The following is a 16,775-nucleotide window of genomic DNA, read 5'->3' on the forward strand; positions in this document are numbered from 1 at the left end:
TCCAATTTCTAACAATATATACAATCATTATCAAGAAAATGACCAGTTATGAAAATAGCAACAATAAACTTTTTGATGTGTTTCTCAATGACATACCCGATAAATTTACAGGAAAGTTAGAAGTAAAAAGTTCTCGCCAAAGTTGGACAATATTTTTGTGTATCGGTCATCTAGCTTGGGCAATAGGTGGCAAACATTATAATCGGAGATTTTACAAAATATGGCATCAATTTTGTTCAAATGTTCCTCTAGAAAAGATTAAATTAGGAAAACAAGATACTCTTTTCTGTGATTACTATCATATCATGTCTGTTTTATCGAGGCGAAAAATATTAACTATCCCTCAAATAAAAGCAGTAGTATTGGGAAACTTAGAAGAAGTTTTATTTGATATTTTACAGGAGGAATCACAAGAAAAATTAACATACGATGTATCCAATTCTGGATTCGACAAAACTTCGACCATAATTTCTTCAATTGTTAGATTAGAAACTGTTATTTCTCGAGTTAATAAGTTGTGGAAAAATTGGCAAAATTCTAATTTAGCTGCATATTCTCCTAACTTAATTCCTACAATTATCAACTATGAAAAGTTACAAAAAATAGCCAAAAATAACACTTATAAGACAATTACTAAGTTAGTTGATGGCAAAAAATCACTGCGAGAAACTGCTGTCTTGTTCAAAAAAGATGTGCGGGAGCTAACTTTGTTTTTAATTCCTTATGTTAAGAATAAATTAATTCACTTCAAAGAAGGAGCAGACAAAAAAAATCTAGAGAGAAGTACTCAAGATGTGCATAAAAAAACAATACCCAAGCAATCTCAAGCATTAATTATTTGTGTAGATGATAGTAAAGAAACTTGTTATATCTTAGAGAAAATAATTAAAAAAACGGGTTATAAATTTATGGGAATTCAAGATTCTATTAAAGCATTATTTATGATTATTGAATCTAAACCGGATCTAATTTTCTTAGATTTAATGATGCCAATTGCCAATGGTTATGAAATTTGTACTCAACTGCGAAGAGTGCCTATGTTTGAGAATACACCAATAATTATATTAACTGGGAGTGATGGAGTTGTAGACCGAGTTCGAGCGAAAATGGTAGGGGCTACAGGGTATTTGACTAAACCTATTGAACCGAAAAAAGTTTTAGCTTTAGTCAAGAATTATTTACAAAATCCTCGCTCTCCTGATACTCAAATTAAATCTGATGAATCAGATTTATAATTTAATACAATTCAACTAATAATTTTTTTAGTAATTGCTGAAAAATTAAAAAGCTTATCTAATATTTCCAAATTATAATAAAGTAATTCTGCAGAAATAGTGAAATAACAACCTTATACCAGAGTAAAAATGAACTATGTTATCTTCTCATAATTCATTTATTATTTCTGTAGTTTTGGTCTAATATGAAGCACCTTAATCGATAAAAAACAAATAAAAAAACAATGTATTTGATAAGTACATCAGACAATAAAAACACTTTCAAGAAATATATATTATAGTAATCAGATAAATTATTAAGTATATAAATTGCATCAAATTTATTTCTATTTTACTACTAACTTCTAATTCATAAAAAGAATCTGTAGCTACTTTTTATCCAATATTTATTATACTTATTATTAGACAGCAAAACATCCCAAAATAACTCAAAAAAATCATCAATTATCAGGCAGAATTATCTTATAAATTACGATTTTTATAAACCCTTCTCAATCACTATTAAAAATATAATCAATTGGAAAATTTTGAATATGAAGTGAGGATTAAACATACTTAAAAAGGTTTTTGACAAAAGAGAAATAATAGGTTAAATAAAGTAAATAATAAAAGAAAGTAGGCTATTAAATAAAAACAGGATAAATTAAAACTAATGAGCCAAATAACCACAAGGATATTTCTGAACGGCTGGCAAAAATTTCAGTTTCTTGGTCAAGTACTAAAGTTGCATAAATTTACTTATTACCTGATTATTAGTAACAATTATATCTAGTACATCCAACTTCAATACAAAAAAATTATGGTTATGGTTGGCTTTTGTTCTCCTGTGAACTTCTAACTCCTGAAAATAAAAATTTATTTATAATTATTGAAGAGGACATTATATTAATACTTCCTATAAGGCTTTAAGCAAAATAAATTCTGCTATTTTTAAATCTAGAGGAGTTGTCACCTTTAAATTAGTTTCCTCTCCCTCCAAAATTTTTACAGGTAAACCACATTTTTCAAATAAAGCAGCATCATCAGTAACTTCCCAACCTAAAATTTGCCCCTTTTTATGGCATTCTTTCAACAGCTTAACATCAAATCCTTGGGGTGTTTGAGCAGCCCATAAATTGCGACGATTTGGTGTATCCTGAATTATACCTGAAGGGTCAACAACCTTAATTGTGTCTTTAACTGGCACAGAAGCAATTATACCAGGGCATTTGAGAATCTCCACCGCACATCTGTCCAACAGTTCAGGAGTAGCTAAACACCTAGCCCCATCGTGAATTAAAACTCGTTCTGCTGCGGATGGTAAAGCCTGTAAACCATTATAAACCGACTCCTGACGAGTAGCTCCACCCTCAATTAGCTCTATGTGCTTGTCAGTAGATAAATCTGAAATATTTTTTTGAAAATCAGGAAAATCAATAGGTTGTCCAATAATACCAATCCAAGTGATATGATCAGATTTTACCGCAGCTTCAAGAGTCCAACTCAATAAAGACTTGCCCAATAGAGTTAACAAAAGCTTATTTCGGGAACCTCCCATGCGTCGCCCTATACCAGCAGCAGGAATTAATAGATTCATTTTTTCCTCAAGCAATCATATTAAACCAGATATTTAATTAGAGTTTAACAAAACTCTGACACTGAAAAATTTGCAAATTTTGGTAAATTTCCTTATTCCTCTATCTCCTTATCTCCTATTCTTACCCCCATCATTGAATTTAAATTGTATGATCATTTGAAGGAGATGGATAGTGTGAGTATAAAAGCTAACCTTAGAATAAATCATCAAATCTAGCTATGTAGTTTATCAAAACTTATGTACCTCTAAAGTCATCAAGGTTTGTTGAGAGACTGATTTGTCGAAAATATGAAAAGCATACAGTGTTTATGATTAAGGAATTTTTACTAGGGAATGCAGATATATTTTAGGTTCTGCTTGGGGAATAACAGATAAAAAAATCAACATTTTGCTCAAAAATGAAAGAGAAATACCTACTTATTCTGGTGCTTTAAAATCTCAAAGCCAAGAATTTGCTGCTCTTAAAAAGAAGTGAAAAATAATGAAAATACGATAAAAAAATATTTAATTATTGACAGAAATCAAAGCAGGTAAAAAGACGAGAAATATTTGTAGATGGATCCACTGATCATAATTTGAGAGAATTTCGATAATATTTAATGACAAAAAATAGCTGAAAAACCCGAAGTAGAATAGTGGATAAATTGTACAAAATTTTATCCCAATGCCTCAGAGTAAAACTTTATTGAAGATGTTTGGTGACCAGCCAAAAATTGCATCAGATAATTTGTTAATCTTTGCAGTTATTTGAAAATAGTTAAGTTATTTGAAGTTTTTCGCACTCTGGTCAAATATTCGACTTTCTTAAACTTTTCCAGTACAGAACTGGGCCATTGCAAATAAGCAGACTTCTATACTTGAGTTGCAAATGCTTATATTTAACTGTATTTACATATAATATTCATCATACTTTACTTAAAATTGAACTGATAATTAACTTTAACTCTTAAAAATTATGAGAATACTAGCCCTTGTCCCAGGTGGAATAGGCGACCAAATTTTATTCTTTCCTACTCTTGATGACCTTAAACAATCCTATCGTGAATCTCAAATTGACGTAATTGTAGAACCTCGTTCGAAGGGTGCATATCAAGTCTGTAAGTCAGTGCGAGATGTTCTAACCTACGACTTTAAAGATGCCAATAGTCTCGCCGACTGGGGCAACCTCTTAGGTATAATGCGCGATCGCGAATACGAAGCTGTAATTTCCCTGGGACAACGCTGGACAGTTGGCTTATTGTTATGGTTAACAGGAATTCCTAAACGGGTAGGTTATGCAGGTAATGGAGGAATATTCCTCTCAGACCCTATACCCCTGAAAACTGAACAATATGCAGCCCACATGTACCATGATTTGTTGCAAGGGATGAATATTAATACTACTTTTAAAGGAATCTCAATTAATGTGCTCAAGAAAGATATTGCTTGGGCCGAAGCTGAACAGCAAAGATTAGGAGTTGCAGAAAGTGGGTATATTTTGATTCATGGTGGTTCGAGTAAACTAGCTCAGATTAAAGGTATTGATAAAATTTACCCTACTAATTACTGGCTCGAGATTATTTCTCAACTGCAACAGAAACAACCTAACTTACCAGTAGTATTGGTTAAAGGTCCTGAAGACGGAGCTTGGAGCAGTGAAATTAGCCAATCTTCTCGAGATGTAAAAATAGTCATACCTGGGGATGTGGGTAAATTAGCTGCTTTTATTGCGGCAGCCAATTTAATGTTATGCACTGATAGTGCGCCAATGCACTTAGCAGTGGCAGTTGGGACATATACTATTGCTCTTTTTGGTCCAACAGATCCAAAAAAATTATTACCCAAGAGCGATCGGGTAATTGCAGTTAAATCTTCTACTGGGAAAATGGCAGATATCTTACCCCAGCAAGTCTTACAGAAAATTTGGGGCACAGAGGGTTAAACAAGGAAAGAGGAAATATTCTCGGCTCTGCATAGATAGGCAATGATTTTAATAATTTTGTAGAAAAGGTTTAATGCCATTATGGTGTTTCTTAAGTATGTTCTGGTCAAAAAAATGTTTCAAAACTAGTATATACCAGGGAATTATGTCGATGCCCTAAAAAATCTTGAACCTTTACTTATATCCTAATTTATACCTTTTTAACGTCAAAGCCCAAGGCCTGTCTATATTTCAATTTGTTTTCTGCCTCCCTGGTGATTTTTGTCCCATTATTCCTTATATTTTTGGGTGGGCATCCTGTCCCACTTATATTTATCTCCCTCCTCAGATATATCATATTATTGATTGCCTTTAGTCTGGAATTGATACAAAAAATTCCTCTGTCAAATCATACCCCAACATTTGAGACATGGACATTAATCTGGATTTACTAGAAATATGATGTTTATTTAACCAGTTTCTCAAAATAAAAATTTTGTGCATCAAAAATATTTCTAATGCTTCTGGGTTATATTGGATACCTTCAGTTCGATGAAATTGGTGAGGTACAAGCATTGCAGTATAGCGAGACAGCTCTCCCATTTTCCAGTTGAGCAGAAATGGCAACCAAGGATAACAACTGTCTAAACGGATAAACCATAAACGCACTTCTGGAATTTCTGAAAGTTCCCTTGGATCTTGGGGTTCTTGGTAATAGTTAATGGCAAAATTCAGCTGCTGTTCAGAAGAGGCGATCGTTCCTTCATTAAGTATTGGATAAATTACACCTTCAAATGGGGATAAATCTAAGTTATGGATCTGTTCAGTATTAACAGTGATCGTAATTGTCATTCTGGTTGTAGATAATTATAAAGTTCCTTTTGTTGTCAAAAAAATGTGGGATTCTTAAGTAAGCCACACTCTTACATAAACTGCCTAGATACAAGACAAATTATTGATGTTTATGTACAATTGCCCTGACTATTGAAAATTAAAAATTGAAACATCAACATTGAGTCAAAATTACTAACTGTTGTATAGAATTTTGAGGTTAGTTCTGTCTATATTCTGCACAACAACGGTAAAAAATTAAAGATAAATAATTTTTCAACCCAAGAGTATAATAGGATGATATCTAAAATTTTGCTGAGTGATACAATCAAGAATAATTTATAATAAATGTCTACCTTATGGTAGAACAAAAAAACAAATAGTTTTAACTGAAAAACATTTAAGCGAATTATTTTAAGATTATCTAATAATCAAAAAAATGACTTTCATTCAATAAGTGGTAAATTTGCTATAGTAAATATTTTTAACTTAGAGCTGATTGAAAAACTTAGCTGGGATTTTTATCCTGCCTAGATTTTAGTAATTTGGGGTGTACAGGACAAAAAATTGCACAAAATTTAAGGGTAGCAATAAATTTAGCTTTTTAATATCTACTTAATAAATCAGCTCTTAAAACTACCAAACCCTTAGCTTTGATCAACTCCTTGGAAATTCTTGAACCTAAACCTAAGTTAAAGTATTCCTTTAGAGGTGTTAAAAATACTCTGGGTGATGGAAAAGGCTAAAAAATTTATTTCAGCAAATTATCCTCACCTGCTTAAAAATTATTACCATTTGCAGAATAAATTTCCTTATGTCATTAGAAAATTCACAAACAAAAAACCTGGAGGCAAGTTCTGATAGCTCCTCTGAAAATGGAGTAAACAGCTATAATAGTAATTCTCTAGTAGAAACAGAAGCGGTAAATACTACTTCAAAACCTTTAGAGGAAGAACAAAACGATAACTTAGAAGTTGAACCCCAAAAAAATTCCCAAAAATTAATAGAATTTCAAGGAAGAAAAGACAAAAAAAAATATTGGGGATGGCAACTAAAGTGGTGGAGTATTGCAGCTAGCTTTGGAATTACAGCTGGTGTAGCACTTCTGTGGTTACTGGTTATCCCTGCCGAACCAAACTGCGAAAAAATTTCACCATTATCATCAGATGGCAAACGACTTTACTGCGCTAACAAAGCGGCCGAGTCACGAGATCTAGAAGAGTTAGAAAAAGCTTTCAATTTAGTAGAAAGTTGGCCAGAAGAACACCCCCTCTATCAAATGGGTCAACAAATGACAGGAGAATGGACAAAGTTAATCATCTCCATTGCTTATCAAAAGATTAGAAAAGGGAACTTACAGGGAGCTCTAAATGCAGTAGAGAAAATTCCGGAAGATAGTCCGGCTTACCCTAGGGTAGAAGAAGCAGTAACAGATTGGAAAAAACAATGGATAGAAGGTCAATCTTTCTATGACAAAGCTACAGAAGCTATAAAGGCTATGAATTGGAATAAAGCTTCAGATTATTCCTTGACCATGTCAAAGCTAGATAATGTTTACTGGCAAACTAATAAGTATAGAGAATTATTAGAGCGCATTGTATTGGAAAAAAAGGCTTGGCAAATCCTTAAAGATGCTCGTTATTTGATATACAGAGAAACAGTAGACGAATATGGAGAAGCGATCGCTTTAGCCAACAAAATAGACCCTAGTCTTTATATTCGAGCAGAAGCTGAGAAAAATATTCAACAGTGGGTTCGTACCTTAATCGAAATTGCTACTGAATATATAGAAGAAAAAGATATAGAAGGGGCCATTACAGCTATCGAATATATTCCTTCAGGGCATAAACTGAAAAAAGAAGCTAAAGACTTAATATTACTAGGCCATGCTCAAGCAGCAACTTGGAACAAATCTGAGGGAGAGTCTCAAATTGCCAATATGGTAGATCTCATAGAAGGAAAAGCTGTAGCAGCTCAGATTACTTTAGATAGCCCATATTATACACAAGCTCAGACTCAAGCTAAACAACTCCAACAATATTTAGACAACTTAACTCGTATTCAGCTAGCTAAGGCGATCGCCAGCATTGGTCAACCACCAGCATTACAATTGGCCATAGACCAAGCTCAAATGGTTGGTCTGAAACAACCAGGACGAATCCAAGCTCAAACCTTAATTGCTAAATGGCGCAAAGATATTCTCAAGATAAAAGACCGACCTTATGTAATTTTAGCTAAACAACTAGCTAAACAAGAGACTATTGATAGTTATACAAAAGCTATTAAACAAGCTAGTTATGTTGCCTTGGATCGTCCACTGAGAATAGAGGCTCAAACTCTAATAGCTGAGTGGAATAAACGAGTACAAATTATAGAAGATTCACCATTATTAGCAGAAGCTAGAGCTTTAGCAAAAGAAGGAAACCTAGGTCAAGCTATTGATGTTGCATATCAGATAGAACAGGGTCGTGCTCTATATAGGGAAGCTCAGGATGAAATTTATAAATGGACAACAGAGCTACAAATTGCCCAAGATCAACCAATTCTTGATCAAGCTTATAGCTTGGCCAAGCAAGGTAGTCTGACTGCTGCCATTAACACAGCTTATAAAATTGGCTATGGACGTACTTTGTATTATGAAGCTCAAGATGCTATATCTCGTTGGGAGTCTGAACTAGATGCGATACGGGAATCACAAAGAGCTGAGCAAGCTCGCAGAGAGCAACAATACCAACTAAGGCAGGAGCAACAATATTATTCCCCTGCTCCAAGTACCCAATATTATTCACCAGCTCCACAGAGGTCTTATTCCCCTGCCTCTAGTCCTCAATATTATTCTCCTGCCCCGAGTCCCCAATATTATTCCCCTGCTCCACAGAGGTCTTATTATTCTACCCCAGACCCATCTCCAGCTCCAGCCTCCAATAGGTCAGATGCCTATCTACTTCAAGAATAATTAACTATTAAGATTGAAGATTTAATCAAGATATTAAAGAAACTTTCAGTTTAATTTTTACTGGTTATTATAATCTTAAATATCTCAAGCAAAAACAAATTTATGAATAGTGAATCAGCATTAAAATTGCTGCTCATCGATAATGACCCTATCTTTCGGATGGGGTTAAAATTTTCCTGTGAGCAGTTTTCGGATATAGAAATAGTAGTTGAGACAGAAGTAGGCTCAAAAGCATTAAAAATTATTCACTCTTTGAACACACAAGAGAATAATTTTTTGGTAATTCTAGACATAGAAACCAATAATTTGCTTCCTCAAACTACAGAGAAAATTACAATTTCTGGAATTGACTTTTGTCAACAACTTAAAATTTCGTACCCAGAATTACCAATATTATTATTAACATATCTACAAGATAACCTATTATTGACATTAGTAAAAAATTTAGGTGTTAATGGTTATTGTCCAAAAGGAATCAGTATTTCTGAGTTAATAATTATTATTAGAAAAATAGGGTCCGGCCAATATCATTGGCAAAATATTATTGGGGTTGAAGCTATAGAAGAAAACTCTAATAAACTAGCAAATTTAAATTCAAGAGTGCAAATAAAAAAAATTTTTAATAATATTTTTGGTAACATCTGCAACTCGGGGATAAAACAAATAGATTCTGCTCTCTCAGAAGTAACATCTCAACTGAATGAAAGAGAAAAAAAATTAGATATCAACAATTTAACTTCTCTACTCAATATGGCAATAACTTCTGGGCAACGCCGAGAATTGCTAACAGCTAGATGGATACTAATTCAATTTTCAAGTCAGTCTTTTAATACTTATAATAAACAGGAGCAAATAGATTTAAATGAAGATAATTTTGACTACTCAAAAACACAAAATATTACCGATTTACAAACTAATAAGCTCATTGGTTTAGTTAACAATAATCGGGAAACTTTTCTGAATACAAATGCAGAAGTTATTTCCCAAACTTCCACTGATAAAAGCAATGTACAAACAGCAGTATTTGAAGCAACAGTAGCTAAATTAAATTCTAATTTAATCAACTTCAGTGGGTTACCTATGGAAATTGATATATTGCGAGGTTCTAAGAAAAAAGAACTAATTTATATAGCTTTATGTAAGTTTGAAGATCTTCTTGATGAACTACGTAGTGCTTCTACTCTGAAGGAAGAAATCATAAAAAAGAGATATGATATTGTACATAATTTGTGGGAATTAACGAGCCAGTTTTTTTGGGATGAATACCATAAATTAGAAATCAGTAATAGCATAGAATTAGTCAATTGTTTTTCAGAAAAAATTAGAGTAGAAGTGATGCCAGTCTTATTAAACGAGGCGGATAATGTACATAAGTTTATTCTTGATAAAATTCCTTTAGTTGAAGAATTAATAGCTTACTTATTATTTGAAGTTCCTTTGTTAGTTGATAATGTATCTTTTGCCGTAGGTACTCCTGAAGCTATGGAACGTTCTGAAGCTTTACTGCAAAATTTATTAATTTCAGTTGCTAACAGTGTTATCCAACCTTTATTAAATAATTTTGCCCATGTAGAGGAAATTAAAAAATATTTTTATGATCAACAATTATTATCCACACGAGATATTGAAAAGTTCAGAAATCGCTTATCTTGGAAATATCGCATAGAACAATATATAGAGGAACCAAAAGCAATTTTTGAGAGTAACTTTTTCTTATTTGTGTTAAATGAACGTGGCATTAAAAGAATATCTATTTATTCACCCCGTAGACATGAATTAGGAAAACTATCAGGGATTCCATTAACAGTAACATTACTTTTAGAAACTCGTGATGCAATAGCTCCTGGTATTAGAGGAACTATTTCTTTTATTGGCAGTGGAGTTGTGTATTTATTAACTCAAGTAATTGGGCGTGGTATAGGTTTAATTGGAAGAGGTATTATTCAGGGCGTGGGTAGTTCTTTTCAAGATGCTAGATTTGGTAAAAATAATAATATGGGACAAACAAGAAGAAATCATGAACAAAGCAGAAGGCAGAAAGGGAGTATCTAGGGTTATAAAGTCATGCATTTATATATTCATGTATTAATCTATGACTAAGTTTAAGCTTGAAAATTTGTTAGCCTATCAATGTTTCTTACTTGTCGACTTTTGTATGAATTTATATAACTCAGTTATGTAATATTTTTACTTAAATTGGTATGACTAATAGCTATAATATCTGCAAATTAAAATGATAATTTTTAGTAGTTAGGAAATACAGCATATCCCGTGATTCATCTGGTACAACTAACAGGGTAAATATTTGTTGCTTGTTTCAATTCCTATTGCTGATCTTCCCTATTTTCTATTCCCTAAAAATGACAAAATATAGACTCTCTCAACAACACCTAAATTTACTGACAACTTGTCCTCGCAAATTCCAATACCTCTACCTAGATAATTTAAGTGTACCGACAACACTCATAGAGCAAGAAAGAATCAATTGGGGAAGCCAGTTTCACTTATTAATGCAACAAAGAGAATTAGGATTACCAATAGAATCTTTGATAGTAGAAAATCAAGAAATGCAGCATTGTTTTGAAAATTTTTTCCAAGCTGCACCAGAAATATTAAATTTTGACACTCAAGATGGTTTAATCTTACGTCAAGCTGAGTATAATCGTAGCATTAATTTTAATGGCTATATTCTGACAGTTATTTATGATTTATTAATTACTAATTTTCAACAAGCACAAATTTTTGATTGGAAAACTTATAGCTACCCTCAAAACAAAGAAAAAATAGCTGAAAACTGGCAAACACGTCTCTATCTTTATACACTAGTGAAAACAAGTAACTATTTGCCAGAAGAAGTTTCGATGAACTATTGGTTTATCCCACCAAAAAATAAACAACTACCCTATAAATGGAAGTTTTCTTATAATCAAAAACTACATCAGAAAACTGAGCAGGATTTACAACATATATTAGATAATTTAAATGAATGGTTAAAGCATTATCAGCAAGAAGGGGTTGAATTTCCTCAGGTAGAGATTCTTGATACTTGTGATAATTGTCAATTTGCTAGAAACTGTGAACGTTTTTCAGAAGTTCAATACCAAGAGAAATCTGTTCAATCTGGAGATATTCAACCTAGTTTTATATTAAATCTAGAGAGCATTCCAGAAATATCAATTTAGTCTAAAATTATCAAAATAACTAGTTCAAATTAAGGTTACGATTAATATTATTTTGGATTATAAGTCATATTTATCTAATGCCACGGTTAAAAAGGGCTTTGGTTTACCTAGTTTCCTTTCTAGTGATTTAGCTTTATTAATTCCTGACATTACGTTTAACAGTAGGTATATCTGCTAAAGTTTGTTAACTCCTCAGTACTTACGCAAAGACAATAGGGTTGTTGGGTGTGGAAAAATTTAAAATGTTTAAAAGCTTACTCTATAAAGTTTTTAGATTTTTTTGATCTTGTAAAACACCCTTAAAGATAAACTTGTTTTGGGTTTTAGCTATTTTTTAGGCTTAATTCCCAACACATCTAATATATATACATAATAATATGACAAAAAAGCGCGACGTTCATTATAGCTTTATGTGTGCCCAGCCCTCCGTCATAAGCAAGAGGGTATATAGGACAAATACTTATCTAAGATAACAAATTAAGCAATTGAGCTGTTTATACCGATTTCTATAGAAATCAAAAATACAGAGATATTAGCTTAAAAGTAGAAGCTAGAAGCCAGAAAACTGAGGGTAGAAGTCAAGTTGAAATGACAGTGAAAACCGCTATAATTTGGACTTTTACTCTGAAACCCAATAAGTAATTTTATGGTTAATTTAGGCAAAATTATTAGTATTAAGACTATATGATAGCATATAATTATTAGTTACAAGTAACCTGAAGTAGATTTAGAAATTAATGTGGTATGACTGACGTGGTATAGCTAAAGTTATAAGTTAGGTATAGGAGCAGTCGGATAGGCAGTTTACAGAAGTTAAATTAGCACCATAGACTCAATGTAAGAGGTGTGATAATGTCCCCACTGCAAGTTAAAACTACTGTTTTTTCCCTATCTTCCAACCCATATTTCTTGTTCTATAAGAATGTTGCATCGAAAGTCCCCACTTATCCCTTGCTTCTTAAACCATCAACGTAGCTGTCTAATAACTTCGTAAACGGTTGTATAAATTAAAAACAGTTGGCTTATTAATCAGAATATCATGTCATCAAAAATACTTGTTGTAGATGATGAACCAGATTTTGAATCACTGATCATCCGTAGCTTTAGAAAGAAAATAAAACAAAAAGAGCTGGATTTTATTTTTGCCACAAATGGTATAGAAGCACTAGAAATTTTGTCAGAGGGAGTTAATATAGATATAGTATTAACTGATATTAATATGCCCTTAATGGATGGGTTAACTTTATTAGATAATCTTCGAGTTTTCTATCCTGATATTAAGGCAGTAATTGTTTCTGCTTATGATGATCTCGATAAAATTAGGTCTGCGATGAATAGAGGTGCTTTTGATTTTTTGACTAAGCCTATAGATTTTCAAGATTTAGAAATTACAATCCAAAAAACATTAGAAAATGTTCAACAGCTCAAAGAAAATAAGCGTTTAAAGCAAGAAAAACATGAGGCAGAAGCAGCTAATCGAGCAAAAAGTGTATTTCTCGCAAATATGAGCCATGAATTACGAACACCATTAAATGCTATTATTGGGTACAGTGAAATTTTACTAGAAGATGCTCATAGTTTAGGTTCTAAAGACTTTATTCACGATATTAACAATATTCATACTTCAGGAAAACATTTATTAACGATAATTAATGATATTCTCGATCTTTCAAAAATTGAGGCTGGTAAGATGGATGTTCACTGGGAAAGTGTTAATATTATGGTATTAATTGAAAATGTTTTAGCAACTATTCAACCTTTGATTGAACAAAATAATAATATATTAGAAATAATTTGTGAAGATAACCAAGAACCGATAATGGCAGATCCTAATAAAATGCGTCAGGTAATTTTAAATCTTTTGAGTAATGCAGCTAAATTTACAGAAAATGGCAAAATAATTTTGAAAGTTAAAGTTGCTAATAATGATGAAGATTTTATTTCTCAAAATAGAGACTGTAATTTTACAGATAAGGTGTTAATTCTAAGTGTTGCTGATACTGGTATAGGTATATCAGAAGAAAAAATAGATAGTTTATTTCAACCATTTACTCAAGCTGATAATTCAACAACACGAAAATATGGAGGAACAGGTTTAGGTTTAGCTATTAGTCGTCACTTCTGTAAAATGATGGGTGGGGATATTACTGTAGTTAGTGAAGTCAATAAGGGTTCAATATTTACTGTGAAATTTCCTGTTCCTCAAATAATATCTATTGATTCATAAAAAATATTAAATAAAAAATTAATATATACCTTACGATTAAGAAAAAAAATTATCTTTTTAGCTTTTACTATACATTAATGCTTTCATTTTGAAACGACTTTGTACTTTAGGATTTTTCTAAAAGTTGTTAAGTCTACTACTACCTGATACAGCTTCAAATAAGTTAAAGTTTAATTCTCCAGATGAGGTAAATTATACATATATCTATTTAATATTTTATAGGTTTAATTAGGGTTTTCTAAAAAAGTATGAAAACAGTTGATTTATTCTTATACTAATTTCATAAACTTAAGCTACACTTTTAGAAGTAACCTATTATAGAAAATGTCCCCATGTCAGGAGTAGTAAAAATTGAGATAAATGAATCGGTAGAAACTCTCAAAAAACTTTTAAAAAGTGCGAGTACAGCTCAAGAAAAGGAAAGACTTCAAACTATTTACTGGTTGAAAACTCAAACAGTAGAAACAGTAAAAGAAATTGCGATAATGTTAGGACGCAATCGAGTCACAGTACAAAAATGGTTAGGGAAATATCGTACAGGTGGACTGAATCTTTTACTAGAACCAAAGAAAAATCTAGGAGGGAGGCCAAGTTCAATTCCACCAAATGTAATCGAGAAATTAGAAGCAGAATTGCAAAACCCGGAAGGTTTCCAAAGCTATGGTGAAATTCAACAGTGGTTAACGACTTGTTTTGACATCGAGCTGTCTTATCGAACAGTTCATCAATTAGTCAGATATAAATTAAAAAGTAAATTAAAAGTTCCACGTCCAAATCACATAAAACAAAATAAAGAAGCTCAAGAAAACTTTAAAAAAAACTCTCATCTCAACTAGAAGAGAAAATTAAGTTAATTAATAAATATTCGGAAAATCAACTGCCAATTCGCTATTGGTGTCAAGACGAGACTAGAATTGGATTAAAAACTATAACAGGTAAAGTCATTACTGCTTGCGGTGTTAAGCCCATTGGTTTATATCAATGGCTATTTAAATATCTATGGCTTTATGGTTTAGTAGAACCAAAAACAGGAGATTCCTTTTTTTATGAATTTAGTCATCTAGATACTCCTTGCTTTGAAAGATTTTTAGAGCTTTTTTCTCAAACATATCCTGAAGAGATTCATATTATTCAACTAGATAACGGGCGAGGGCATCTAGGGAATGATTTATCTATCCCTGATCACATCATTTTATTATTTCAACCTCCTTATTGTCCCGAAGTTAATCCCATTGAAAGACTGTGGAAAGAGGTGAAAAAATTCTTGAAAAATCGAGTTTTCGATTCCTTAGATTTCTGACGCAGAATCCTGAGAAATATATTAACTGGATTTAGTCAAAAAGATATTGCTTCTTGTACAGGATATGATTTTATTCTTGAAGCATTATGTGTAGTCGGACTTTAGGAAATTGGTATTAATAAAAATTGATATTATCAAAAATTATTATCATTTATTCAACTAGAAGTTGAAATTATTAAAAACAACTAGACAAAAAACTATAAAAAAAGAGAAAAAGCCTTTTTTAAGAGGGTAGAAAGGTTGATTACTAAAAAAGTAAAAAAAAGTAATTGCGATTTCAGTTGTGGAAGTTTTAGAAAGGTTAGCCATTACTTTTTTTATGACTAAATCCTTTTTTGCCGCCGGTCAAATTTACCTTCAATATGGTGACGTAATCTTTCATCGCTCCTGAGCTTGTTTTTCTGTTCTTTATCAATATTTTTGGGTGCTATTCCCTAATGAACCACTGATTCTAATACCTTTGTCTTTATATAATTTTCGGTTTTCTCATGTTAGCTAAATTTGGTCTGCATTAACTAACTCTGGGTCATAACCTATGTAGTTTTTCCACTCTTCAACATCAGCCTTTAAATCTCAAGATTCGTTATAGTTATTCCAACTTATTCTATGTAAAAATATATATCCATCCATAGAACTTGCAGATACTTTGGCTCCAAATTATGTATCTTTTCCACTTTTTACTGTTACTATTTAATGTACATTAGTTTGATTTAAACTTACTATTATCTCATCTATTTGTTGTTCTTTGTTCTCTTACATCAATTTTTGTTGACGCTAAATTTCACAGAAATCCAACAATGTTTTATATTGTCTAATACTCAAACTTTTATGACAGACACCATTCTCAATTAATAGCCTTTTGGGTACTTAAGTTTTTACTTAAATATTTCAGTTTTTTTTGATGGTTTTCCCGATAGTCCTAGAAGTTCGTGGTCTTTTTTTGCCTACCTTTAGATATTTTTTTCTTGCTGTTTAACGGTGAGTAATGGGTTTTTGGTAAAACTGGCTTTTAATAGCCTTTTAAGAGAATATCTTAGATGATTTCGGTTTCAATTATGCCATGATTTAATAGATTTAAGTCCGTCGGATAGCTGGGAGTGCAGGTGGCATATTAAATTAATTTACCTTAATTTTTACACTCCTTTATCTCTTCTAATAAGGTTCTTTTTTTTTCTTCATATTACTTATTTTTCACCATATATGAATTAATTTTATTGATTAAATCTGCGCCTATTATTTTTCTAAAATAAACCAAAATTAAAGCATAAAAAGTCTCTTATTTTCTATATAATTTAAGATAAATAAACTATTGTAAACAGGGGTTTTCCTTAATTTATTATACTTTTTTACTATCCCTTATATCTAGTTTTTATTTAATAATTAACGCCCCTAACTCTATTCTAAAATTTAATCTAGGTGCTCCTAGGCATGGTATAGAAAAAGATTGCATATACATTTTCATATTTTTCCCAAGGAATTAAACTAGCCATTACTACCCAAGGATTTTCTGGGGATAATTAGGCATTGAACGGCAGTTAAAAATATTCTGCTGGAGTGTCATGTTAGCC

At 31.8% G+C, this 16,775-nt stretch carries 10 protein-coding genes; 8 read left to right on the plus strand and 2 right to left on the minus strand.

Going from position 1 to position 16,775, the window contains the following annotated elements:
* Nucleotides 1-38 precede the first annotated feature (38 nt).
* On the plus strand, nucleotides 39-1,235 hold the full coding sequence (locus TERY_RS02875; RefSeq protein ID WP_011610446.1) for a response regulator: 1,197 nt from the start codon (nucleotides 39-41) through the stop codon (nucleotides 1,233-1,235).
* A gap of 895 nt (nucleotides 1,236-2,130) precedes the next feature.
* Here the strand turns inward: TERY_RS02875 and ispD are convergent.
* Entirely contained in the window at nucleotides 2,131-2,811 is a 681-nt protein-coding gene (gene ispD, locus TERY_RS02880; protein WP_011610447.1) for a 2-C-methyl-D-erythritol 4-phosphate cytidylyltransferase, read from the minus strand.
* A 955-nt stretch (nucleotides 2,812-3,766) separates the two neighbouring features.
* Between ispD and TERY_RS02885 the strand changes: the two genes are divergently transcribed.
* Nucleotides 3,767-4,732, plus strand: coding sequence for a glycosyltransferase family 9 protein (locus TERY_RS02885; protein ID WP_011610448.1), 966 nt, complete (start codon nucleotides 3,767-3,769; stop codon nucleotides 4,730-4,732).
* Between the two features lie 351 nt (nucleotides 4,733-5,083).
* On the opposite strand, the gene TERY_RS02890 is transcribed toward TERY_RS02885, so the two are convergent.
* Entirely contained in the window at nucleotides 5,084-5,563 is a 480-nt protein-coding gene (locus TERY_RS02890) for a CRR6 family NdhI maturation factor (RefSeq protein WP_011610449.1), read from the minus strand.
* A 793-nt stretch (nucleotides 5,564-6,356) separates the two neighbouring features.
* Here TERY_RS02890 and TERY_RS02895 point away from each other — a divergent pair.
* The 6 genes from TERY_RS02895 (at nucleotide 6,357) to TERY_RS26995 (ending at nucleotide 15,207) form a co-directional block, all read left to right on the plus strand.
* Complete coding sequence (locus TERY_RS02895) at nucleotides 6,357-8,498, plus strand: hypothetical protein (protein WP_011610450.1); 2,142 nt, start codon at nucleotides 6,357-6,359, stop codon at nucleotides 8,496-8,498.
* A gap of 102 nt (nucleotides 8,499-8,600) precedes the next feature.
* Nucleotides 8,601-10,550: a DUF3685 domain-containing protein gene (locus tag TERY_RS02900; RefSeq protein WP_011610451.1), complete on the plus strand. Its 1,950-nt coding sequence runs from the start codon at nucleotides 8,601-8,603 to the stop codon at nucleotides 10,548-10,550.
* A gap of 308 nt (nucleotides 10,551-10,858) precedes the next feature.
* Nucleotides 10,859-11,680, plus strand: coding sequence for a PD-(D/E)XK nuclease family protein (locus TERY_RS02905; protein WP_011610452.1), 822 nt, complete (start codon nucleotides 10,859-10,861; stop codon nucleotides 11,678-11,680).
* A gap of 1,039 nt (nucleotides 11,681-12,719) precedes the next feature.
* Nucleotides 12,720-13,907 (plus strand): ATP-binding protein, encoded by a 1,188-nt coding sequence (locus TERY_RS02910; protein WP_011610453.1) that lies wholly within the window; start codon nucleotides 12,720-12,722, stop codon nucleotides 13,905-13,907.
* A 332-nt stretch (nucleotides 13,908-14,239) separates the two neighbouring features.
* Nucleotides 14,240-14,743, plus strand: coding sequence for a helix-turn-helix domain-containing protein (locus TERY_RS02915; RefSeq protein WP_011609939.1), 504 nt, complete (start codon nucleotides 14,240-14,242; stop codon nucleotides 14,741-14,743).
* An 8-nt stretch (nucleotides 14,744-14,751) separates the two neighbouring features.
* On the plus strand, nucleotides 14,752-15,207 hold the full coding sequence (locus TERY_RS26995; RefSeq protein WP_081432519.1) for an IS630 family transposase: 456 nt from the start codon (nucleotides 14,752-14,754) through the stop codon (nucleotides 15,205-15,207).
* Nucleotides 15,208-16,775: the final 1,568 nt, after the last annotated feature.

This window comes from Trichodesmium erythraeum IMS101, from assembly GCF_000014265.1.
Taxonomy (GTDB): domain Bacteria; phylum Cyanobacteriota; class Cyanobacteriia; order Cyanobacteriales; family Microcoleaceae; genus Trichodesmium; species Trichodesmium erythraeum.